The sequence below is a fragment of the Methylobrevis pamukkalensis genome (assembly GCF_001720135.1).
GTDB classification, from domain to species: Bacteria; Pseudomonadota; Alphaproteobacteria; order Rhizobiales; family Pleomorphomonadaceae; genus Methylobrevis; species Methylobrevis pamukkalensis.
The window spans coordinates 1-22,252 of record NZ_MCRJ01000051.1 but is presented as its reverse complement, the minus strand read 5'-3'; the positions used below and the strand labels follow the sequence as shown (position 1 = coordinate 22,252).

The window sequence follows — 22,252 nt, the reverse complement described above, 5'->3', positions numbered from 1 at the left end:
CGATGGCCGCCTTCGTTGCCTCATCAGCCGGCCCCGGCCTCCGGCTCGCCGCCCGCTTTGCCCTGCGCGAGTTGCGCGGCGGGCTCTCGGGCTTTGCCATCTTCATCGCCTGCATCGCCATCGGCGTCGCGGCCATCGCCAGCGTCGGCGCCACCACGCGGGCGATCACCGAGGGCCTTGCCGCCGAGGGCGGCGTGATCCTCGGCGGCGACGTGTCCTTCTCGCTGGCCCAGCGCGAACTCACCGACGCGGAGCGGGCCTTCCTCACCGCCGCCGGCACCCTGTCGGAAATCGCCGGCCTGCGCGCCATGGCCCGCACAGCCGACGACAACAGCGCCATGATCGACATCAAGGCGGTCGACGGCGCCTATCCGCTGGTGGGCGAGATGCGGCTCGAGGCCGGCGGCACGCTGGCCGATGCCCTCGCCGAACGGAACGGCCGCTTCGGCATCGCCGTCGATCCGCTGCTGCTCGCCCGGCTCGACCTTGCCGCCGGCGACACGGTGTCGATCGGCCGGGCCGAATTCCGGATCAGCGACGCGATTGCCGCCGAGCCGGACCGGGTCGCACCGGCATCGATTTCGGCCCCCGGGTGATGATGAGCCGGCTGGGGCTTGACGCCACCGGTCTGATCCAGCCGGGCAGCCTGATCCGCTGGACGGCGCGGGTGAAGCTGCCGCCGCCGGCCACCGACGAGGCGCTTGCCGCCTTTGTGGACAGCGCCGAAAAGGCCTTTCCCGAGGCCGGCTGGCGCGTCCGCAGCCGTGAGAATGCCGCGCGTGGCCTTGAACGCAACATCGACCGCTTCGCCGAATTCCTGACCCTCGTCGGCCTCACCGCCCTGCTCGTCGGCGGCGTCGGCGTCACCAATGCGGTCAAGAGCTTCCTCGACCGCCGCCGCGACCAGATCGCGACGATGAAGGCGCTGGGCGCGCCCGGCCGCTTCGTGGTCGCGGTCTACCTGATGCAGATCCTTGCCATCACCGCCGTCGGTGTTGCCATCGGCCTTGCCATCGGCGTCGCCGCGCCCTTCCTCGGCGGCGGCGCGCTTGCCTCGGCGCTCAACCTGCCGATCGAATTCGGCATCTACCCGGTCGAACTGGCGCTCGCCGCGCTCTACGGCTTCCTCACCGCCATCGCCTTTGCCGTCTGGACCCTTGGCCGCGCCCATGACGTGCCGGTCAGCGCGCTGTTCCGCGACCGGGTCGCGCCCGGCGGCGGGCGGCCCCGGCTGGCCTACATGGCAGCCACGCTCGGCGCGGTCGCGGCGCTTGCCGGCCTCGCCGTGCTGCTTGCCTATGACCGGATGGTCGCGATCGTGTTCGTGGGGGCTGCCGCCGGGGCGTTCGTGCTGCTGTTCGGGGTTGCCCACGGGGTGATGGCGCTGGCCCGCCGCGCGCCGGCGCCGCGCTCCACCGCGCTCAGGCTGGCGCTGCGCAACATCCACCGGGCCGGCGGTCTCACCCTGTCGGTGGTGCTCTCGCTCGGCCTCGGCCTCGCGCTGCTGGTCACCCTCGCGCTGATCGACAGCAACCTCAACCGCCAGCTCACCGAGCAGATCCCCGAAAAGGCGCCGGCCTTCTTCTTCCTCGACATCCAGTCGACCGAGGCCACCGCCTTCGAGACGCTCGTCGCCGAAACGTCTCCCGGCGTTACCATCGAGCGGGTGCCGATGCTGCGCGGCCGCATCACCGCGCTGAAGGGCGTGCCGGTCGACCAGATCGACCCGCCGGACGACGCGCGCTGGGCGCTGGAGGGCGAACGCGGCGTCACCTATTCGCAGGATCTGCCCAAGGCCTCGACGCTCGCCTCCGGCGAGTGGTGGGCCGCCGACCATGACGGCCCGGCGCTTGTCTCCTTCGAGGACGAACTGGCGAACCTCCTCGATCTGTCGATCGGCGACGAGGTCACCGTCAACGTGCTCGGCCGCGACATCACCGCGACGATCGCCAACACCCGCGAGCTCGACTGGGATTCGCTGGCGATCAACTTCGTGATGGTGTTCTCGCCGAACGCCTTCGCCGGCGCGCCGCATTCGGAGCTTGCCACCACCACCTTCCCACAGGACGCGGGCGAGGGGGACGAGGTGGCGCTGATGAAGGCGGTGGTGCGCGACTTCCCGACCGTGACCGTGATACGCGTCAAGGAAGTGCTGGAGGCGGTGAACGGCATCGTCTCGCAGCTTGCGACCGCGATCCGCGCGGCGGCCAGCATCGCGCTGATTTCCTCCGTGCTGGTTCTGGCCGGGGCGCTCGCCGCCGGCCATCGCCAGCGGATCTACGACGCGGTGATCCTGAAGACCTTCGGCGCCACCCGCGCCCGCATCCTCGGTGCCTATGCCGCCGAATACCTGCTGCTGGGTCTGGCCACGGCCACCTTCGGCGTCATCGCAGGCTGGCTCGCCGCCTATGGCGTGCTGGAAGGGCTGATGAACGTCGATGCCCGCTTCGATCCGGCGGTCGCATTCGGAGCCGCCGTCGGCGCGCTGCTGCTCACCGTCGGCCTCGGCCTGCTCGGCACCTGGCGAATCCTCGGCCGCAAGGCGGCCCCCGTGCTGCGCGACCTCTGATCCGCCTGTCCGCGCGGCCCGGAAGAGGGGCCGCGCGCAAGGGGCGTCCTGATCGCAACGGACGGTCCGGGCGACGGCCGGGAAAGCGCAGAAAAACCAACGGGACAAGAATCCGGCCCTCGCCCGGTTGCGGCGGTCGATTCCGTCTTGTTGAGGTCGCAATATCTTCCCATATTGGCAGCAGAGATCCGCCGCGACCGGCGGACCCATCCAACACGTCCACCTGAGGGGTTTTCCATGTCGAATCCGGAACGCAACGCCTCCGCGCGCTACGGTTCGGTTTCGTCGCGCGCTGGCGCTGGCGAGATCGACCAGGGCCTGCGGGCCTACATGCTCAAGGTCTACAACTACATGGCCATGGGCCTTGGCCTGACCGGCATCGCCGCCTACGCCGCGTTCAGCGCTGCCGTGACCACGGACCCGTCGCTTGCGGCGGCCGAGGCCCGCGGCGGCCTGATGCTGACCGAGTTCGGCGTCATGCTCTACACCAGCCCGCTGAAGTGGGTGGTGATGCTCGCCCCGCTCGGCCTCGTGTTCTTCCTCGCCGCGCGCATCCAGAAGATGAGCGTCGCGGCCGCGCAGGTCACCTTCCTCGTCTATGCGACGCTGGTCGGCGTGTCGCTGTCGTCGATCTTCCTGATCTTCACCGGTCAGTCGATCACGCAGGTGTTCTTCATCACCGCCGCCTCCTTCGCCGCGCTCAGCCTGTTCGGCTACACGACGAAGCGCGATCTCACCGGCTGGGGCTCGTTCCTGTTCATGGGCCTGATCGGCCTGATCCTCGCCTCGGTGGTCAACATCTTCCTTGCCTCCTCGGCGCTTGCCTTCGCCATCTCGGCGATCGGCGTGGTGGTGTTCGCGGGCCTCACCGCCTACGACACCCAGAAGATCAAGGAGATGTATTTCGCGGGCGACGACAGCACCAGCATGGGCCGCAAGGCGATCATGGGTGCGCTGAACCTCTACCTCGACTTCATCAACATGTTCATCATGCTGCTGCAGCTGGTCGGCGACCGTCGCTGACTGGTGCCGGCCTGACAGCGAACTCGACAAGCGCGGCCTTCGGGCCGCGCTTTTTTTATGCCCGCCGCGTTTTCCCGTCTCACTCTGTCCGTCCTGACGCCATGCCCTCCACAGACCTGCACTTGGACCTGCGCGACGCCGAACCCCGCGACCTGCCCGCGATCACCGCCATCTACGGCCACTGGGTCGAACACGGCACGTCGAGCTTCGAACTGGAGCCACCCGCGCTCGCCGAAATGACGCGCCGCTTCGAGAGCCTGCGGGCGGGCGGCTTTCCGTTCCTCGTCGCCGAGGCCGGGCACGAGATTGCCGGCTATGCCTGCGTCGGACCCTATCGCCCGCGGCCGGCCTATCGCTCCACTGTGGAAGATTCGGTCTACATCGCACCGGACTTCGCCGGACGCGGCATCGGGCGCCGGTTGCTCGCCGCACTGATCGCAGCAGCAACCGCCCGCCGCTTCCGGCAGATGGTGGCGGTGATGGGCGATCCGGAAAATTCCGGCTCGGCGCAGCTGCATGCCAGCCTCGGATTCGAGGTGGTCGGCCTGTTGCGCGGCGTCGGCTTCAAGCACGGACGCTGGCGTGACACGCTGCTGATGCAGCGCGCGCTCGGGGCAGGGGACGAGGCGCCCGCGGAGGAGTGACCGCGGGAGCGGGTCCGCGCGTCCGCCGCGTCAGTCCACCAGCTTCAGGCTCTTGTCGATCACCTTGAGCACGCGGGCGAGATCATGGCCGCGTTTCAGGATCAGGCCGCCCTGGGCCATCACCGAGTAGGCGCCCTGGCGCCGGGCCAGCGCCGGCTCCTTCTCGATCCGGTAGAGCGGATGTTCGCTGGAGTGGCGGAACACGGAGAAGACCGCGCGGTCGCTCAGATGGTCGACCGCATAGTCGCGCCACTCGCCGGCCGCCACCATCCGCCCGTAGACGCGCAGGATTTCGCCCAGCTCGCCGCGATCGAAGGCGACCACCGGCAGGGCGCTCGCCCGGGTCGAGGCGAGCTTCGGCGCGCGGGCCTCGCGCTCGCTCACCGGCTCGCGCGGGCCGCTGGCGCCGCCCTGGGCCGACGGCCATGGCTCGGCCGGCCGCAGCACGTTGTTGCCCGCCGCGTCCGTCCCGCCCGCGCGCGGCGGCGTCTCCTGATCGGCCTCGGTCAATCGGCTCTCCACAGCTTGCCCATCGTCATCCGGCTGTCATGATCGCCGCAGACGGGCCGGATGGCAATGGCGGGCGTGACGACGAGGATCGTAAAGGCAAGGCCGTGACGACGGAGCGCCCGTCGTCACGGCCTGAATTGTCGGACATCGCTCCCGGAATCGAGGCGGTTCCGGGGCAGTCTTCCGTTCCTATCCCGCCTTGCGGTTCTGGCGGTTGTCGATCAGGTCGTTGACGACGCCGGGGTCGGCCAGCGTCGAGGTGTCGCCGAGGGCGCCGAATTCGTCCTCGGCGATCTTGCGCAGGATGCGGCGCATGATCTTGCCCGATCGGGTCTTCGGCAGGCCGGGCGAGAACTGGATCAGGTCGGGCGAGGCGATCGGGCCGATCTCGCGGCGGACCCAGTCCTTCAGCTCTTTCCGCAGCGCCTCGGACGGCTCCTCGCCGGCCATCAGCGTCACGTAGCAGTAGATGCCCTGGCCCTTGATGTCGTGCGGGTAGCCGACCACGGCGGCCTCGGACACCTTCGGATGGGCAACCAGCGCCGATTCGACCTCGGCCGTGCCCATGCGGTGGCCGGAGACGTTGATCACGTCGTCGACCCGGCCGGTGATCCAGTAGTAGCCGTCGGCGTCGCGGCGGCAGCCGTCACCGGTGAAATACATGCCCTTGTAGGTGGAGAAATAGGTCTGCACGAAGCGCTCGTGGTCGCCGAAGATCGTGCGCATCTGCCCCGGCCAGGCGGTGGTGATCACGAGATTGCCCTCGCAGGCGCCCTCGAGAATCTGGCCTTCCGCGTCGACGATCGCCGGCTCGACGCCGAAGAACGGCAGGGTCGCCGAACCGGGCTTCAGCGCGATGGCGCCCGGCAGCGGGGTGATCAGGATGCCGCCGGTCTCGGTCTGCCACCAGGTGTCGACGATCGGGCAGCGCCCCTCGCCGACGACGTTGTAGTACCAGTTCCAGGCTTCCGGATTGATCGGCTCGCCGACCGAGCCGAGCAGCTTCAGCGAGGCGCGCGAGGTCTTCGTCACATGGTCGTTGCCGGCGCCCATCAGGGCGCGGATCGCGGTCGGCGCGGTGTAGAAGATGTTGACCTTGTGCTTGTCGACCACCTCCCAGCAGCGGGCCGGCGAGGGATAGTTCGGCACGCCCTCGAACATCAGCGTGGTCGCGCCGTTGGCGAGCGGGCCGTAGACGATGTAGCTGTGGCCGGTGACCCAGCCGACGTCGGCGGTGCACCAGTAGACGTCGCCGTCGTGGTAGTCGAACACATACTGATGCGTCATCGACGCATAGACGAGATAGCCGCCGGTGGTGTGCAGCACGCCCTTCGGCTTGCCGGTGGAGCCCGACGTGTAGAGGATGAACAGCGGATCTTCCGCGTTCATCTCTTCCGGCGCGCAGTCGGCGTCAACGCTCGCCGCCTCGTCGTCGTACCAGAAGTCGCGGCCCTCGGTCATCGGCACGTCGCCGCCGGTGCGCCTGACGACGATCACCTTCTCGTCGCCGCCCGCGCCCTGCGCGGTCTTCTTCAGCGCCGCGTCGACATTGGTCTTGAGCGGCACCTTGCGGCCGCCGCGCAGGCCCTCGTCGGCGGTCAGCACCAGCTTGGACTCGCAGTCCTCGATCCGGCCGGCAAGGCTGTCCGGCGAGAAGCCGGCGAACACGATGGAATGGATCGCGCCGACCCGGGCGCAGGCGAGCATCGCATAGGCCGCCTCCGGGATCATCGGCAGGTAGATCGTGACCCGGTCCCCCTTCTTCACCCCGTGCTTCTTCAGCACGTTGGCGAATTTCGACACCTCGGCGTGGAGCTGGCGGTAGGTGATCGACTTCGACTCGTTCGGGTCGTCGCCCTCCCAGATGATCGCCACCTGGTCGCCGCGGGTGGCCAGATGCCGGTCGATGCAGTTGGCCGAGACGTTGAGCGTGCCGTCCTCGAACCAGCGGATCGAGACGTTGTGCGGGTCGTAGCTGGTGTTCTTGACCCGGGTGTAGGGTCGGATCCAGTCGAGCCGCTTGCCGTGCTCGCCCCAGAAGCCGTCGGGGTCGTCCACCGAGGCCCGGTACATCGCATGGTAGGCGTCGGTGTCGATCAGCGCGTTGCGGGCCGCTTCGGCCGTCACGGGATACAGCGCGTCCGTCATTCTTGTTTCCTCCCGGGATGTTTCCCAAGCGACGGCGGGATCGAGCCTGCCTGTCGTTGCGGTGCATTATGCGCAGGGCACGGTGCAGCGTCCACCGGCCGCGGATCGCACTTTGGTAGCGTCGCCGGCTCTTTGCAGCCCCCGCAGGCGGGTCCCGTGGCGAAAGGACGCGGCGGCGGGACCATCGGTCCGGCGCGCCTTGTCGGGCCCCTGCGCCCGGACCTCAGCCGCCGGGGCGGGCGATCTGCCCGGCAGCGGTCCCATCTGCGGTCTCGCGGGCAACGAGGCGCCAGACGCTGGTGCGCTTGACCTCCGAATCCTCGATCGCCCGGGTCACCGGCACCGTGTAGGTCGCGACCTCGACGATCTCGCCCTTCGGCAGATAGCTGCGGCCGGGATCGCCGAACAGCACCGCGGCGCCGGCGCCTTCCGCCTCGCGCAGCAGCGGCAGCACCCGGTCGGCCATCGGCTTTTCGTAGAAGACGTCGCCGGCCAGCACCACGTCGAAGGCGGCAAGGCCCGAGCGGAAGGCCGGGTCGGTCAGGTCGCGGGAATCGATCGCCACGGTCACGCCGTTGGCCTCGGCGTTGAGGGCGATGGCGGCGAAGGCAAAGCGGTCGATCTCGGAGGCAACCACGCTGGCGGCGCCGGCCTTCATCGTGGCGATGGCGACGAGGCCGGAGCCGGAGGCGAAGTCCAGCACCCGCTTGCCGGCGACGAGATCCGGATTGTCGAGGATGTGGCGGGCGAGCGCCTGCCCGCCGGCCCAGGCGAAGGCCCAGAACGGCGGCGGCAGGCCGAGTTCGCCGAGTTCCTCCTCGGTCCGGCTCCACAGATCCATCGCCTCGTCGGCGAGATGCAGGCGGAGTTCCGGCACATGCGGCGGGGCGAACAGCCGCGTGTTGGCGCGGATGAAGGAACGCGGATCGACCGACTGGCCCGGCACGTGCGTCTCCCCGGAGGTTGGGGCCGGCGCCGGCCCCGGACCACCGCGTCCCGGGCGAGGCGCGCCCTCGCCGCCCGACATCACAGGCAAGCGGGGGCGGGCGCAAGCGGATTCTTCGGCGCGCCGGGTCGCGGGCTCAGAGCCCGCCCATCGCGCAGACGATCGCCCATTCCTCCTCGGTCACCGGCTGCACCGACAGGCGCATGGAGGTGACGAGGCTCATCTTCGCCAGCCGCGGCTCGGCCTTGACCGCGGCGAGGCTGACGGGCTTCGGCATGTCGCGGACCGCGCGGACGTCGACGCAGTCCCAGCGCGGGTCGTCCGTGGTCGAATCCGGATGGGACAGGCCGCAGACCTCGACGATGCCGACGATCTCCAGGCCCTCGTTGGAGTGGTAGAAGAAGGCCTGGTCGCCGATCTGCATCGCCCGCATGTTGTTGCGGGCCTGGTAGTTGCGCACGCCGTCCCATTCCTGGCCGGCGGCGCCCCTGGCCTTCTGCATCTCGAAGGACCACTTGAAGGGCTCGGACTTGAACAGCCAGTAGGCCATCGGCTGCTCCCTCAGGCCGGGGCGCCGATGGTCCACTTCCACGGCCGGATCTCGACCGTCTCGAACAGGCCGGCCTTGGCGTAGGGGTCCTCGGCGAGCAGGGCGTCGAGCGCGGCACGGTCCTCGATCTCGACGATCAGCAGCGAGCCGGTCATCGACGCGCCGTCGTCGGACACGAACGGGCCGGCGATCGGAAACTTCTCCGCGTTGGCCTTCAGGAAGGCGACGTGGGCAGGGCGGGTCTCGGCGCGCACATGGGCGTGGCCGGGCTTGTCGAGGCAGGTGACGGCAAAGTGCATCGGGGGCTCCAGGATCGTTCCGGCGCGACCGTAATCGCAGGGCCGGCCGGCGTAAAGCGGGCGCGAAAGGCTCATACCCGGCACAGAAATTTCCGACTCGTCAGAAATTTCTGTGGTGACGGCCTGACCGGCCGGCGCCCGGCCGGGCGTGCCTCCGGACGGAAAGCGTCGGCAGGTCGAACCTTTCCGTGCCCGGTATCAGCCGTCCTCGCGCTTCAGCGGCCGGGCGAGCAGGGCGCCGACCGCGTCGTCGACGGTGATGCGGCCGGACAGGATCGCGGCGACGGCGGCCATGATCGGCACCTCGACGCCGAAGGCGCCGGCGCGGACGACGGCGATGTCGGCGGTGGCGGCGCCTTCGGCGAGCTTCTCGGGCAGCGGCGCGCCGGCGCCGATGGCATGGCCGAGCGCGAAGTTGCGCGACTGCAGGCTGCGGCAGGTGAGGATCAGGTCGCCGAGGCCGGAGAGGCCCATCAGCGTCTCGGTGCGCGCGCCCCAGGCGCCGGCCAGGCGGCGCATCTCCACGAAGCCGCGGGTCACCACCGCCGCTTCCGCGCTCGCCCCGAGGTGGCGGCCGGCGACGATGCCGGCGGCAATCGCGAGCACGTTCTTGAGCGCGCCGCCGAGCTGGACGCGACGACATCCTCGCTGGCATAGGGGCGGAAGGCGGGGCCGGCGAGCGCCTGGCACAGCGCCTCGGCAAGGCCGGGCTCCTCGGCGGCGATCGTCAGCGCGGTGGGCAGGCCGGCCGCGACCTCCACGGCAAAGCCGGGGCCGGAGAGCACCGCCACCGGCGCCTGCGGGATCGCGGCGGCCAGCACCTCGCCGACGAGCTGGCCGGTGGCCGCATCGATGCCCTTGGCGCAGGCAATGAGCGGCGTGCCCGGCCGGATCAGGCCCGCGAGCCGCTCGGCCTCGCTCCGGGTCGCCTGCGCCGGCACGACGACCAGCACGATGCCGGCCGTCGCGAGGCAGGCGGTGTCGGCGGTGGGGCAGACGCCGGGCGGCAGCGTGACGCCGGGCAGGTGCGGCGTGGCACGGCTGGTCGCGAGCACCGCCATCTTCCCGGCATCGCGGCCGACGAGATCGACCGTCCGCCCGGCGCGCGCGGCGGCGAGCGCCAGCGCGGTGCCCCAGGCCCCGGCGCCGAGGACGGCAATCCGCGGCGCGCTCATACCTTGGTCCCGAGCCGGCCGTAGCCGACCAGCGGCTCGGCCTCGGCATCCAGCGGCCAGCGGGCGCGGGCGGCGACATCGAGGTCATCGGAAAGGCCAAGGGCCAGCCGTTCGGCGCCGGCCCAGGCGACCATGGCGCCGTTGTCGGTGCAGAGCACGGGCGGCGGCACCACCAGCCGCGCGCCGGCCTTCGCCGTCGTCTCGGCCAGCCGCGCGGCGATCGCCCGGTTGGCGGCAACCCCGCCGGCGACCACCAGCACCGGATCGATGCCGGGGGCGCTGTCGCGGAACAGGCCGAGCGCGAGGCGGACCCGGTCGGCGATCACGGCGCAGATCGAACTCTGGAAGGCGGCGCAGAGGTCGGCGACGTCGGCGGGTGACAGCGGTGCCCGGCGCTCGGCCTCCTGGCGGATTGCGGTCTTGAGGCCGGAGAAGGAGAAATCCGGCGTCGGCCGGCCGATCATCGGCCGGGGCAGGGGAATGCGGCCGGGGTCGCCCTTCGCCGCTGCCGCCTCCACCGCCGGGCCGCCCGGATAGCCGAGGTCGAGCAGCTTGGCGGTCTTGTCGAAGGCCTCGCCGAGAGCGTCGTCGATGGTGGTGCCGAGCCGGCGGTAGCGGCCGACGCCGTCGACGCGGACGATCTGGGTGTGGCCACCGGAGACGAGCAGCAGCAGATATGGAAAGGCGATGCCGTCGGTGAGCCTTGCGGTGAGGGCGTGGGCCTCGAGGTGATTGACCGCGACGAGTGGTTTTCCGGTGGCCATCGCCAGCGCCTTCGCCGTGGTGAGGCCGACCAGCACGCCGCCGATCAGCCCCGGCCCGGCCGTGGCGGCGATGGCGTCGACGCCGGCAAGGTCGAGGCCGGCCTCGTCAAGCGCGGTGGCGATCACGTCGTCGAGCCGGTCGACATGGGCGCGGGCGGCCAGTTCCGGCACGACGCCGCCATAGATGGCGTGGGCATCCTGCGACAGCACGACACTGGACAGGATCCGGCCCTGCCCCTCGGGCGCGCGCAGAACCACGGCCGCCGCGGTCTCGTCGCAGCTCGTCTCGATGCCGAGAACGATCATGCCAGTCTCCGAAAGCGCCATGGGGATCGTCCTCACCCGGCCGGCGCGGGCGGTTTGTGCTTGTCTCCGGCCGCGCACGCTGCTTCAACGGCGACGAACAACGGTGGCGACGAAGAACCGTGAGCCTTGGCCCCTAACATCCGGAACGGCGACGTGCAATCACCTCTCCTCAGGATCGGAACCCGCGGAAGCCCGCTGGCCCTTGCCCAGGCGCATGAGGTCCGCGATCGGCTGACCGCCGCCCATGGCCTTGCCGATGGCGCGATCGACATCGTGGTGATCAGCACCAGCGGCGACCGCATCCTCGATCGCCCGCTGTCGGAAGTCGGCGGCAAGGGCCTGTTCACCAAGGAGATCGAGGAGGCGCTGATCGCCGGCTCCATCGATCTCGCCGTCCATTCCTCCAAGGACATGCCGACCGAACTGCCGGACGGGCTGGTGCTCGACCATTTCCTGCCGCGCGAGGACGTGCGCGACGTGTTCATCTCGCCGCGGGCGGAGCGGCTGGCCGACCTGCCGGCAGGCGCGATCGTCGGCACGGCCTCGCTGCGCCGGCAGGCGCTGTTGCGCCGGCTGCGACCCGACCTGGAGGTCGTCACCTACCGGGGCAACGTCCAGAGCCGGCTGCGCAAGCTCGGCGAAGGGGTGGTCGACGCGACGCTGCTGGCGCTCGCCGGGCTCAACCGCCTCGGCATGGCCGAGGTGGCGACCGAGATCCTCGACGCGGAGAGCTTTCCGCCCGCCGTGGGGCAGGGCGCCATCGGCATCGAGACCCGGGCGGGCGACACGCGCGTCGGCGATGTTCTGGCCGCGATCCATCATGGCGAGACGGCGGTGTGCCTTGCCGCCGAGCGCGCCTTCCTCGCCGCCCTCGACGGCTCCTGCCGCACGCCGATCGCCGGCCTTGCGCAGGTGGACGCGGCAGGCACCCTGTCGATCCGCGGCATGATCCTGAAGGTGGACGGCGCCACGGTGCACGAAGACCGGCTGACGGGCGGAACCGCCGACGCGGTCCGTCTCGGCGACGAGCTCGGCCGGCGGCTCAAGAGCCGCGGCGGCGCCGACTTCTTCGTCGCTCCCTGAGAGAGGGTCCGGCCCGACCGCCCGGCGCCCGGTCGGGCGCTTCCTCCCCCGCAAGGCTGGCCCTCGTCGGCCATGCGGGTTCGGTCCCTGACCGATCGTCTGATTCGCACGAGGCCCGAAAGGCGGTACGGTGGTCGCGATCCTGATCCTGAGGCCGGAGAGGGAGGCCGCGGCGATGGCGAAACAGCTTCGCCGCGCCGGTCACGACGTGCATCTTTCGCCGATGCTGGAGATCGTCGCCGATCCCGCCTGGCCTCTGCGGCTGGGCGATCTGCGTCCGGCGGCGGTGATCGTCACCAGCGCCAACGCCGTGCAGGCAGAGGGGGCGCCGCCGTTGCCGGCCGCGCTTGCCGACCGCCCGGCGCTCTGCGTCGGCGCGCGGACGGCTGCGGCGGCCAAAGCGGCGGGATTTCGCGCCGCGACTGCGCCCGGCGAGGGCGGCGCGGAGGCGCTGGTTGCCTGGATCGTCGGCCATCTCGATCCGGCGGCCGGGATGCTTCTGCACCTTGGCGGCCGCGACCGCGCCGGCGATGTCGACGGCCGGCTGCAACGGAACGGATTCGCGGTCACGACGTTGGAGACATACCGTGCCGAGGCGCGGACGGAATTTTCGAAGGAAACGGCGGCGCTGCTTTCGGGCGGCGGCGTCGATCTCGTCGTGACGGCGTCGGCGCGGACCTCCGCGGCCTTTCTCGCCTGTCTTCGGGCCGGTGGGCAGGTTTCCCGGCTTGCGGAGCTGGCGATCGTGGCCATCTCGGCGGCGGCCGCGGCGCCGCTGGTGGAGGCGGGCGCGCGGCATGTGCATGTGCCGGACGCGCCGACCGGCGCGGCCCTCGGCGATCTCGTTCTGGGCCTTGCCGATCGCCGACGCGGCGTCGCGGCGAATCCGGATTCGTGATGCGGCGGGTTGACCGGCCCCCCTCGTCCCGATGAAATAGGCAGGAACAGATGGCGGGCGGACGGCGGAAGCCATCCCCTCGCCACGCAAAGAAGATCGGACGGGGCCGCAGTCGCGGTTCCGGACCTCCATCAGGGAGCGGGCGGACATGGCGAACGAGAAAGGCCGGGATTCCGACGGGAAGAGCGGCCGGACGTCGAAACGCTCGACGACGATCGACCTGACCGCCGTCGAAGTGGCGCGCGAGGCGGCCGAACGGGCGGCCGAAGAGGCGAAAGCCGGCGGCGCTGCGGCCGAGCCGGAGACGCCCGATACGGTCGTGACCGCCAGCGGCGCGACGCCCGAGACGCTGGAGGGGGAGACTCCCGCAGCGGCATCGCCTGCCGACAGTTCCCTCACCGACGCCGCTTCCGGCACCGACGCCTCTTCCGGCGCACCGGCCGAGGCCGTGTCCGCCGACCAGGCGACGTCGGACGTCCGGGCATCCGGGACGTCGGCCAGCGAAGCGGCTTCCTCCGACACGCCGGCGACAGCGAGCGAGAACCGTGTGCCCCCGGCCGCGACGCCCGCCAGCCGGGCCTCGGAACATCGGGGCGCCGGGATCGGCGCGATGCTGGCCGCCGCCTGCATCGGCGGCGTCGTCGTGCTCGGCGGTGTCTACGGGCTCGGCAACGCCGGCCTGCTGCCGGGCCTCGGCGCCGACGACAGCAAGGCGGATGCCGCCACGGTCGAAGCGCTCGACCGCCGTCTGGCGGCGCTCGATGCGGCCGTCGCCCGGCCCGACGAGGCGACCACCACCCGGATCACCGAGCTGGAGACGGCGCTGAATGACGCCCGCGCCGCGATCGAGGCGAGCGGCACGGCGGCCTCCGACGCGGCCCGCGAGGCCCTCGACAAGCTCGGCGCGGCGATCGCCGCGGAAACCGCCGCCCGCGAGGCGCTGGCCGGTGACCTGACGGCGACCTCCGAGGCGCTGGCCGCCGCGAAGACCGAAGGCGAGGCGACAAGCCGCTCGCTCGGCGAGCTGGCCGCCACGGTCGAGGCGCTGCCGAAGGAAGATCTGGCGCCGGCCCTCGAAACCCTCACCAGCCGCGTTGCCGCCTATGGCACGCGTCTCGGCCTCGTCGACGGCACGGTCAACGATCTCAGCGCCTCCACCGCCGGCCTGAAAGCCGCGCAGGACGAGATCGCGGCCGCGCAGACGACCCTCGGCGAGCGTATTTCCGCCATCGAATCCCGCCTCGGCGAGCTCGACGGCCTGCGCAGCGATCTCGACGGCCTGTCGAAGACGGTCGAGACCGGCATCTCCGGCCTCGACGGCCGCATGGCCGAGGCCGAGACGAAGCTCGGCGAACTCGGCAGCACGTCGCAGGCGATCGATGGCCGCGTCGGCGAGGTGGAAGGCATTCTGGAACGCGCGCCCGAGGAGGGCGAGATTGCCGCGCTGTCGCTGGCGGTCACGACGCTCGCCGGCAAGGTGGAGCGGGGCGCGCCCTTCTCGGCGGAACTGGCCGCGATCAAGGCTGCGGCCCGCGACCTGCCGGGGATCGAGGCGCTGGAGCCCTTCGCGGAGACCGGCATTCCGACCGCGCTCGCCGTGATGGGCGGCTTCCCGTCCGACGCGGTGATGAAGAGCGAGGGGGTTGCCGCCGATGCGGCGCCGATGGATCGGCTGATGGCCGGCGCACGCTCGCTGGTCAACTTCCGCGAGACCGGCGCGGGCGAATCGCTCGGCGCCATCGTCAGCGACATCGAGGCCAAGCTGGAGGCCGGCGACCTGCCCGCCGCCGGCGAGGCCTGGAACCGCCTGCCGGAGCCGGCCAAGGCGGCCTCGTCCGACTGGAAGGCCGGCCTCGACGCCCGCCTTGCCGCCGACGCGTCCATTGCCACGCTGACCGACCGGATGATCGAGCGCCTGTCGGTGACCGTGAACAAGAGCTGATCGCGACGGCCGGCTCACGGCCGGCCGGGCGACCGGTGAGACAATAACAATCGCTTGCCGTCCGCCTTGCGGAGGGGAAGCCCGAAGGGAACGACGGACCTCGCCGGGGGAGGGCGCAGGGCCGCAACGGAGGCCAGACGATGATCCGGGTCCTGATTGCCCTCGCGGCGCTGTTCGCGGTCGTGTTCGCGCTCGACTGGCTGGGCGGCGTGCCGATCGACGTCAACGTCGTCTGGCCGGGCGGCGAGATGGCGCCGTCGCTGCGCGTCGTCGTCGTCGCGCTGGTGGTGTTTGCCATCCTCGCCGTGGTGCTGTGGTCGCTCGTCATGGGGCTGATCCGCGGTCCGCGGATGATCGGCGACTATTTCCGGGCCCGCCGCCGCGACAAGGGCTATGGCGCGCTGAGCCGCGGCATGATCGCCGTCGGCTCGGGCGACGCCCGGCTCGCCCACCGCTATTCCAGCGAGGCGCGCAAGCAGCTCGGCGACCGGGAGCCCCTCGTCCACCTGCTCGAGGCGCAGACCGCGCAGCTGGAAGGGCGCAACGACCGCGCCCGCGCCGCCTTCAACCGCATGCTGGAAAAGCCGGACACGGCGCTGCTCGGCCTGCGCGGTCTCTATGTGGAGGCCGTCCGCGAGGGCGAGACCGCCGCCGCCCGCCACTATGCCGCCGAGGCGCTGAAGCTCTCGCCGGGCATCCTGTGGGCCGGCACGGCCACGATCGAATACCAGTCGGCCGAGAAGGACTGGGTCGGCGCGCTCGAGACGCTGGAGGCCAGCGCCTCTGCCCGGCTCGTCGACAAGAAGACCGCCCGGCGCCAGCGCGCCGTGATCCTGACCGCCCGGGCGCTGCAGTCCGAGGACCATGATCCGGATCTCGCCCGCAACCTGTCGAAGGAAGCCCACCGCCTTGCGCCGGACTTGGTGCCGGCGGCGGTGATCGCCGGACGGATGCTGTCGCGGGCAAACGAACTGCGCAAGGCGAGCAAGGTTCTGGAGACCACCTGGCGCGAGTCGCCGCATCCGGACATCGCCGAGGTCTATGCCCACGTGCGCTCCGGGGACGCGCCGCGCGACCGGCTGAAGCGGGTCAAGCATCTCGCCTCGCTGCGGCCGAACCATGTGGAAGGCACGCTGGCGATCGCCCGCCAGGCGATCGACGCCCACGACTGGGCCGAGGCGCGCAGCACGCTGACACAGGCGCTGCGCCAGTCGCCGACCCGCCGGGTCTGCCTGATGATGGCGGAACTGGAAGAGGCCGAGCACGGCGATCGCGGCCGGATGCGCGAATGGCTGTCGCGCGCCGTCCACGCCCCCCGTGACGCCACCTGGGTGGCCGACGGCGTGACGGCCGACGAGTGGTCGCCGGTCTCGCCGGTCACCGGCCATCTCGACGCCTTCGAATGGAAGGTGCCGGCGACGGCCGCCAAGCCCTCCCACGATCTCGACGGCGCCGAACTCGCCCACCAGGCGATGCTGCCGCTGGACGCGCTGCCGCCGGCCGCGCCGCCGCGGCGGCGGGTTCGGACGACGACCTTCCGCCGCCCGCGGCCGGTACGCCCTCGGGCGATGCCTCGGGCAGCAGCGCCGCGCCGCCGGCCGCAAAGCCGGCCGAAGGGAAGGCTGGCGAAGGGAAGGCTGGCGAGGCGAAGCCGCTCGACGTGAAACCCGCAGACGGCAAGCCCACGGGCGCCAGGCCCGCCGAGGTGAAGCCGCAGGACGCCAGGCCGGGCGAGGCGAAGCCCGCCGCCGCTCTGCCCCGTCCCGAGGCCGCCGAGCGCGTCACCATCCTGACGCCGCAGGACGCCGCCCTGCCGCACCGTCCGGACGATCCGGGCCCCGGCGGCGACGACTACGCCCCGCAGAAGCGGACCACGGCAACGCCGGCGCTCGCCTGAGCGCTGGCTGGCGAGCAGGTCAGGGATGACGGCAGCGGTTCGGGAGCGGACGGACCGCCCCCGACCGTGTGGGGAACTCTCCGGCAAGGCAGGACCGGACACGGCCCGCAGGAATTTGCGCGCCGGGGCGACGGGGCGCTTGAAATCCGCCGCCGTTGCCGCTATCACCCGCCTCATCCGATGGTCGCCCCTGCGCGACCCCGGCGCCGCTTTAGCTCAGTTGGTAGAGCACATCATTCGTAATGATGGGGTCACAGGTTCGAGTCCTGTAAGCGGCACCATTTCCGGATCTTCCTGAATCAGAATTCCAATGTGCCGGCCTTGGTGCCGTCCCCGTCGTGACCGACGGGGTGTTCGCGTGGGTTGCCGGTGCCCTGCTGTCCGATCCGAAAGCGCCTGCTGGTCGTCGCCGAGTTCTGCCCCCTCGACCGTCTTCGCCGGGCTTGACCCGGCGATCCAGTGGCGGAGCGGCCACTCCATCGACGGGAGGCGATATCCCGTCGCCACAGGCGGACAGATCAGTCTTTGCGGGAAAGCCAGCGGGTTGCCGGGTCAAGCCCGGCAAAGATGAAAGAGGGACCGGCGCCGGCAGCCCGCGGCCTCCTCCCTTGCCTACTCGTCTCCCCGCCGCCTGATCAGATACGTGTCCATGATCCAGCCATGCGCCGCGCGGGCGGTGCGGCGGGTGGCGGCGATGTCGTCGCGGATGGCGTGGAGCGGGCCGGCGCGCAGGATCTCGTGCGGCGTGCCGAGATAGGCGCCCCAGAAGATCTCCAGGTCGTCGCCTTCGAGCGTCAGGAAGGTCTCGTCGCCGTCGAGGACGACGACGACCGTGTCGGTGTCGTCGGGGAGGCGGGGGCCGAGCTGGCGGGCGGGGGTGATCGTGACCGCCTTGCCGATGCGGTTGAGCGGGATGCGGTGGCGGGCGCAGAGGAGCTGCACGGCGCTGAGGCCGGGGAACACCTGCCAATCGAGTGCAAGGCCGCGGCCGCTCAGGGTCTCGAGGATGCGCAGGGTGCTGTCGTAGAGCGCCGGATCGCCCCAGACCAGCAGCGCGCCGGTGCCGCCGTCGGGAAGGGTGTCGGCGAAGGCCGCGGCGTAGCGGTCGGCGATCGCGCCGTGCCAGTCGGCGACCACGCCGCGGTAGTCGCTGCCGGCTTCGGCCCGGCGCGGAATGGCGACGGGCACGAGGCGGGTGCCGGGGGCGGCATGGCGGGCGAGGATCGCCTCGCGCACCTGCCGGAGGGCGGCCTTTTCCGCGCCCTTGTCGGGCACATACACGACGTCGGCGCGGCGCAGCGCGGTGATCGCCTGCAGCGTCAGATGCTCCGGGTCGCCGGTGCCGATGCCGATGACGAGAATGGTGCGCATGTCGCCTCCGCGTGGCCGGCCGAGGAAACGAGCGGGAGAGGGTCCGGCCGGGCGGCCCTCTCTAGCACGCGGAGGACCGGCGTGCAGGGGGCCGCATGTGGAGGGCCAGAGCGCGGCGCCAGAGAGAAGGGGCAGAGCGCGGGCGCCGCGTGCCGGGAACCTGCACGCCCTGGCGGATATCCGGCACCGGATCACGGCTGCGCGGCGCGCTCCTCGCCGACGCGGAAACAGTGCTGATCCGCGGGTTTGCCCGTGTGCGTCTTGCCATCGGCATCGCTTCGCGCTAACGCCAGCCCGGAAGACGCGCGCCCGGACCCTCGAGCCAGAAGACCCGGCGGCGCGGTTCGTCTCACCCCTGTCTTCTGCGCTCAACGGAAACGTCCGAACATGTCCAAGAACATCCTGCTCCTGCCCGGCGACGGCATCGGCACCGAGATCATGGCCGAGGTCGAAGCGATCATCGCCTGGATGAACGCGGCCGGCATCGCCGACTTCGCGACCGACAAGGGCCTCGTCGGCGGCGCCGCCTATGATGCCCACAAGGTGTCGATCTCCGAGGAGGACATGGCCAAGGCCACGGCCGCCGACGCCATCCTGTTCGGCGCCGTCGGCGGCCCGAAGTGGGCGGACGTGCCCTACGAGCATCGCCCGGAGGCGGGCCTGCTGCGCCTGCGCAAGGATCTCGATCTCTTCGCCAACCTGCGCCCGGCGATCTGCTATCCGGCGCTGGCCGATGCCTCCAGCCTCAAGCGCGAGGTGGTCGAGGGCCTCGACATCCTGATCGTGCGCGAGCTGACCGGCGGCACCTATTTCGGGTCGCCCAAGGAGATCGTGACCCTCGAGAACGGCCAGAAGCGGGCCGTCGACACGCAGGTCTACACCACCTTCGAGATCGAGCGCATCGTCCGCGTCGCCTTCGAACTGGCCCGTACCCGCAACAACAAGGTGTTCTCGGCCGAGAAGCATAACGTGATGCGCTCGGGCGTGCTGTGGAAGGAAGTGGTGACCCGCGTCCACGCCGAGGAATATGCCGACGTCGGCCTCGAGCATATCCTCGCCGACAACTGCGCGATGCAGCTGGTGCGCCGGCCCAAGCAGTTCGACGTGATCGTCACCGACAACCTGTTCGGCGACATCCTGTCGGACGCGGCGGCGATGCTGACCGGCTCGCTCGGCATGCTGCCGTCGGCCTCGCTCGGCGCGCCGGACGCCACGACCGGCAGCCGCAAGGCGCTCTACGAGCCGGTCCACGGCTCGGCCCCGGACATCACCGGCAAGGGCGTCGCCAACCCGATCGCGATGATCGGCTCGCTGGCGATGGCGCTGCGCTATTCCTTCGGCATGATCGAGGCGGCCGAGAAGCTCGACGGCGCGATCGCCACCACGCTGGCCTCCGGCCTGCGCACCGGCGACATCGCGGCCCGGGCGTCACCCCGGTCGGCACGAAGGAGATGGGCGCCGCGGTGCTCAAGGCCTTCCAGGCGAGCTACGCCTGAGACGAGACCTTCGTGCGCGGCCTTGAAGGTCGGGAGCGGCTGACACGAAAAAGCCCGGAGCGATCCGGGCTTTTTGCATGAAGACGGGGGGCCGGCCCTTCGCAGGGGCGGGCAAGGCGACGCATGGCCTTGCGGGACAAAATCACTTGTAGAGCGAGAAGTTGATCTTGAACCACTCGGGCTTGACCTCGATGCCCGGCTTCAGGTCGTAGACGGCGACGGTGGTGTCGAGCCCCTGCGCGTCGGTGACGGTCCACTGGCGAAGCTCCACCGTGCGCCCGTCGAAGATCAGGGTGAGACGGCCGGCGGCGAACGTGCCCGGATCTTCCAGCACGACGGTCAGGAGATCGTCGGCAAGGCTGACCGACTGGACGACGGCTTCCTTGGTCAGGTCGATGTTCTGGGCCAGCAGGAAGCGCAGCGGCGTGTCGTTGAGGAAGACCAGCGTCTGGTTGCGCGCCTTCTTGTCGACGATCGCCACGGTCTTGCCGTCGGAGATGATGTCCATCTGCGCCGGCGGCTGGTAGCGGAAGCGGATGCGGCCGGGCCGGTCGATGACGAACAGGCCCTCGGCCTGGCTGCCGTCCGGCCCGGTCTGGATGAACTTGCCCTCGAGCGTCCGGATCGAGTTGAAATAGGCATTCACCGTCTGGACGGTGGCGAATTCCTCCGGCGACATCTGGCCGAGATTGGGCGCAGCGAGAGCCGGAAAGCCGGCGCCGCAGGCCCCGGCGGCGAGGAGGCCGGCGAGAAAGGTGCGGCGGTCGAAAGCGGTCATGGGTGTTCCTCTCGTCTGGCGGCCCGCATGGCCCGGATGGCCGGCGCGGAACGCCGAAGCGGATGGCCACAGGGGGGCGCTCCGCACGTGCTGATCACGATTTGTCAGCCTGCTGCGGCGGCATTGCGGCATGGCCGCGCGCCGGACGGGCTTTCCTGCCAGATGGGGCGGCGGGCGGCCGGATGCAAACCCTGCCGCCCGGTCGGTCAGTCGTCGTCGTAGGGGCCGTCGCCGGTGGTGCCGTGGCGGTCTTCCAGCAGGATCTCGCGCTTGCCGGCGTGGTTGGCCGGCGAGACGATGCCTTCCTTCTCCATGCGTTCGATGATCGAGGCGGCGCGGTTGTAGCCGATGCCGAGCCGGCGCTGGATGTAGCTGGTGGAGACCTTGCGGTCGCGCAGCACCACGCGATTGCCTGGTCGTAGAGGTCGGCGCCCTCGCCGGGCTCGCCGCCGGCGGCCGCGGCCGACGCGCCGTCGCCGTCATAGGGGCCGGCCTCGTCCTCGTCCTCGGTGATGGCCTCCAGATAGTCCGGCGTGCCCTGGGTCTTCAGGTGGGCGACGATGTCCTCGACCTCGTCGTCGGCGACGAAGGGGCCGTGGACGCGCTGGATGCGGCCGCCGCCGGCCATGTAGAGCATGTCGCCCTGGCCGAGCAGCTGTTCGGCGCCCTGCTCGCCGAGAATGGTGCGGCTGTCGATCTTGGACGTGACCTGGAAGGAGATGCGGGTCGGGAAGTTGGCCTTGATCGTGCCGGTGATGACGTCGACCGACGGGCGCTGGGTGGCCATGATCACGTGGATGCCGGCGGCGCGGGCCATCTGGGCCAGCCGCTGCACGGCGCCCTCGATCTCCTTGCCGGCGACCATCATCAGGTCGGCCATCTCGTCGATGATGACGACGATGAACGGCATCGGCGCCATGTCGAATTCCTCGGTCTCGAACACCGGCTCGCCGGTCTCGCGGTCGAAGCCGGTCTGGACCGTGCGGCTGATGCTCTCGCCCTTTTCCTGGGCCTGCGCGACGCGGGCGTGAAGCCCTCGATGTTGCGCACGCCGAGCTTCGACATCTTCTTGTAGCGGTCCTCCATCTCGCGGACCGTCCACTTCAGCGCCACCACCGCCTTCTTCGGGTCGGTGACGACCGGCGTCAGCAGGTGCGGGATGCCGTCGTAGACCGACAGTTCCAGCATCTTCGGGTCGATCATGATCAGGCGGCACTGCTCGGGCGTCAGCCGGTAGAGCAGCGACAGGATCATGGTGTTGATCGACACCGACTTGCCCGAGCCGGTGGTGCCGGCGACCAGCATGTGCGGCGTGCGGGCAAGATCGACGATCACCGGCTCGCCGCCGATGGTCTTGCCGAGGCAGAGGGCGAGGCGGGCCTTGGTGCGCTCGAAGTCCTGGGCGGCAACCAGCTCGCGCAGGTAGACCGTCTCGCGGCGCTGGTTCGGCAGCTCGATGCCGATCGCGTTCTTGCCGGGGATCACGGCGACGCGGGCGGCGATCGCGCTCATCGAGCGGGCGATGTCGTCGGCAAGGCCGATGACGCGGCTCGACTTGATGCCGGGCGCGGGCTCGAGTTCATAGAGCGTGACGACCGGACCGGGGCGGACGTGGATGATCTCGCCCTTGACGCCGAAGTCCTCCAGCACGCCTTCCAGCAGCCGGGCGTTCTGCTCCAGCGCGTCGGACGAGATGCGGACGTGGCCGTCGTTGCGCGGCTCGGCCAGAAGCTGCACCGGCGGGAAGACGTAGCCGTTGTGGTGGCCGGGCAGCAGCGGCTGCGCATCCTCGGCGATGCGGCGGCCGGTGCGCGGCGCCGGCGCCGGCGGTGTGACGCGGGAGGCGGCGGGCG

Annotated in this window: 15 protein-coding genes, 1 tRNA gene and 4 pseudogenes; 10 read left to right on the top strand and 10 right to left on the bottom strand. The window is 70.9% G+C overall.

Translation table 11 applies throughout. The features are described from left to right. Window positions 1-2: 2 nt before the first annotated feature. The 3 genes and pseudogenes from A6302_RS10140 to A6302_RS10130 all read left to right on the top strand — a co-directional run bounded on the left by A6302_RS10140 (window position 3) and on the right by A6302_RS10130 (window position 4,236). Window positions 3-2,569 (top strand): annotated as a pseudogene (locus tag A6302_RS10140) (ABC transporter permease). A 237-nt stretch (window positions 2,570-2,806) separates the two neighbouring features. Continuing rightward, a complete protein-coding gene (locus A6302_RS10135; RefSeq protein ID WP_069306939.1) occupies window positions 2,807-3,592 on the top strand; it encodes a Bax inhibitor-1/YccA family protein in 786 nt (261 codons plus the stop codon). A gap of 101 nt (window positions 3,593-3,693) precedes the next feature. After that, window positions 3,694-4,236, top strand: a complete 543-nt coding sequence (locus tag A6302_RS10130; protein ID WP_069306938.1) for a GNAT family N-acetyltransferase — start codon at window positions 3,694-3,696, stop codon at window positions 4,234-4,236. Between the two features lie 30 nt (window positions 4,237-4,266). On the opposite strand, the gene A6302_RS10125 is transcribed toward A6302_RS10130, so the two are convergent. The 7 genes and pseudogenes from A6302_RS10125 to tsaD all read right to left on the bottom strand — a co-directional run bounded on the left by A6302_RS10125 (window position 4,267) and on the right by tsaD (window position 10,934). Next, window positions 4,267-4,620, bottom strand: coding sequence for a DUF2794 domain-containing protein (locus tag A6302_RS10125; protein WP_069306949.1), 354 nt, complete (start codon window positions 4,618-4,620; stop codon window positions 4,267-4,269). Window positions 4,621-4,935: 315 nt separating this feature from the next. After that, entirely contained in the window at window positions 4,936-6,894 is a 1,959-nt protein-coding gene (gene acs / locus A6302_RS10120; RefSeq protein WP_069306937.1) for an acetate--CoA ligase, read from the bottom strand. 223 nt (window positions 6,895-7,117) lie between these two features. After that, the gene (locus A6302_RS10115; protein WP_069306936.1) at window positions 7,118-7,840 is read right to left on the bottom strand and encodes a class I SAM-dependent methyltransferase; all 723 of its coding nucleotides are present in this window, start codon (window positions 7,838-7,840) and stop codon (window positions 7,118-7,120) included. Between the two features lie 136 nt (window positions 7,841-7,976). Then, window positions 7,977-8,390: an EVE domain-containing protein gene (locus A6302_RS10110; protein WP_069306948.1), complete on the bottom strand. Its 414-nt coding sequence runs from the start codon at window positions 8,388-8,390 to the stop codon at window positions 7,977-7,979. Window positions 8,391-8,401: 11 nt separating this feature from the next. After that, on the bottom strand, window positions 8,402-8,689 hold the full coding sequence (locus tag A6302_RS10105; protein ID WP_069306947.1) for a YciI family protein: 288 nt from the start codon (window positions 8,687-8,689) through the stop codon (window positions 8,402-8,404). Window positions 8,690-8,887: 198 nt separating this feature from the next. Then, a pseudogene (locus A6302_RS10100) lies at window positions 8,888-9,864 on the bottom strand (NAD(P)H-dependent glycerol-3-phosphate dehydrogenase). Beyond that, on the bottom strand, window positions 9,861-10,934 hold the full coding sequence (gene tsaD / locus A6302_RS10095) for a tRNA (adenosine(37)-N6)-threonylcarbamoyltransferase complex transferase subunit TsaD (RefSeq protein WP_069306946.1): 1,074 nt from the start codon (window positions 10,932-10,934) through the stop codon (window positions 9,861-9,863). The pseudogene A6302_RS10100 and the gene tsaD overlap by 4 nt, the downstream one beginning before the upstream one ends. Window positions 10,935-11,087: 153 nt before the next feature. Here tsaD and hemC point away from each other — a divergent pair, with 153 nt between their 5' ends. The 6 genes from hemC to A6302_RS10065 all read left to right on the top strand — a co-directional run bounded on the left by hemC (window position 11,088) and on the right by A6302_RS10065 (window position 17,035). Further along, entirely contained in the window at window positions 11,088-12,017 is a 930-nt protein-coding gene (gene hemC, locus A6302_RS10090) for a hydroxymethylbilane synthase (RefSeq protein WP_069306935.1), read from the top strand. 175 nt (window positions 12,018-12,192) lie between these two features. Continuing rightward, entirely contained in the window at window positions 12,193-12,915 is a 723-nt protein-coding gene (locus A6302_RS10085) for a uroporphyrinogen-III synthase (RefSeq protein ID WP_141703640.1), read from the top strand. Between the two features lie 148 nt (window positions 12,916-13,063). Continuing rightward, complete coding sequence (locus tag A6302_RS10080) at window positions 13,064-14,857, top strand: hypothetical protein (RefSeq protein ID WP_069306933.1); 1,794 nt, start codon at window positions 13,064-13,066, stop codon at window positions 14,855-14,857. Window positions 14,858-14,997: 140 nt separating this feature from the next. Further along, window positions 14,998-16,521, top strand: a complete 1,524-nt coding sequence (locus A6302_RS10075) for a heme biosynthesis protein HemY (RefSeq protein ID WP_069306932.1) — start codon at window positions 14,998-15,000, stop codon at window positions 16,519-16,521. Beyond that, on the top strand, window positions 16,518-16,754 hold the full coding sequence (locus A6302_RS10070; protein WP_069306931.1) for a hypothetical protein: 237 nt from the start codon (window positions 16,518-16,520) through the stop codon (window positions 16,752-16,754). The genes A6302_RS10075 and A6302_RS10070 overlap by 4 nt, the downstream gene beginning before the upstream one ends. Window positions 16,755-16,959: 205 nt before the next feature. Then, window positions 16,960-17,035 (top strand) — tRNA-Thr (locus tag A6302_RS10065). Between the two features lie 331 nt (window positions 17,036-17,366). Here A6302_RS10065 and cobF read toward each other — a convergent pair. Then, window positions 17,367-18,125 carry a precorrin-6A synthase (deacetylating) gene (gene cobF / locus A6302_RS10060; RefSeq protein WP_069306930.1) on the bottom strand — a complete coding sequence of 253 codons (759 nt, stop codon included), beginning with the start codon at window positions 18,123-18,125 and terminating at the stop codon, window positions 17,367-17,369. Window positions 18,126-18,512: 387 nt separating this feature from the next. Between cobF and leuB the strand changes: the two are divergent. After that, a pseudogene (gene leuB, locus A6302_RS10055) lies at window positions 18,513-19,621 on the top strand (3-isopropylmalate dehydrogenase). 142 nt (window positions 19,622-19,763) lie between these two features. Here the strand turns inward: leuB and A6302_RS10050 are convergent. Together A6302_RS10050 and A6302_RS10045 are read right to left on the bottom strand one after the other, a co-directional pair. Further along, a complete protein-coding gene (locus A6302_RS10050; protein ID WP_069306929.1) occupies window positions 19,764-20,399 on the bottom strand; it encodes a LolA family protein in 636 nt (211 codons plus the stop codon). 206 nt (window positions 20,400-20,605) lie between these two features. After that, window positions 20,606-22,252 (bottom strand): annotated as a pseudogene (locus tag A6302_RS10045) (DNA translocase FtsK); the annotation flags it as partial.

Excerpts from the sequence above, each read along its gene's own strand:
- A6302_RS10075 (WP_069306932.1), top strand. The coding sequence starts at position 14,998 with ATGATCCGGGTCCTGATTGCCCTCGCGGCGCTGTTCGCGGTCGTGTTC.
- A6302_RS10135 (WP_069306939.1), top strand. The coding sequence starts at position 2,807 with ATGTCGAATCCGGAACGCAACGCCTCCGCGCGCTACGGTTCGGTTTCG.
- A6302_RS10080 (WP_069306933.1), top strand. The coding sequence starts at position 13,064 with ATGGCGAACGAGAAAGGCCGGGATTCCGACGGGAAGAGCGGCCGGACG.
- tsaD (WP_069306946.1), bottom strand. The coding sequence starts at position 10,934 with ATGATCGTTCTCGGCATCGAGACGAGCTGCGACGAGACCGCGGCGGCC.
- A6302_RS10130 (WP_069306938.1), top strand. The coding sequence starts at position 3,694 with ATGCCCTCCACAGACCTGCACTTGGACCTGCGCGACGCCGAACCCCGC.
- A6302_RS10085 (WP_141703640.1), top strand. The coding sequence starts at position 12,193 with ATGGCGAAACAGCTTCGCCGCGCCGGTCACGACGTGCATCTTTCGCCG.
- acs (WP_069306937.1), bottom strand. The coding sequence starts at position 6,894 with ATGACGGACGCGCTGTATCCCGTGACGGCCGAAGCGGCCCGCAACGCG.
- cobF (WP_069306930.1), bottom strand. The coding sequence starts at position 18,125 with ATGCGCACCATTCTCGTCATCGGCATCGGCACCGGCGACCCGGAGCAT.
- A6302_RS10110 (WP_069306948.1), bottom strand. The coding sequence starts at position 8,390 with ATGGCCTACTGGCTGTTCAAGTCCGAGCCCTTCAAGTGGTCCTTCGAG.
- A6302_RS10050 (WP_069306929.1), bottom strand. The coding sequence starts at position 20,399 with ATGACCGCTTTCGACCGCCGCACCTTTCTCGCCGGCCTCCTCGCCGCC.
- A6302_RS10105 (WP_069306947.1), bottom strand. The coding sequence starts at position 8,689 with ATGCACTTTGCCGTCACCTGCCTCGACAAGCCCGGCCACGCCCATGTG.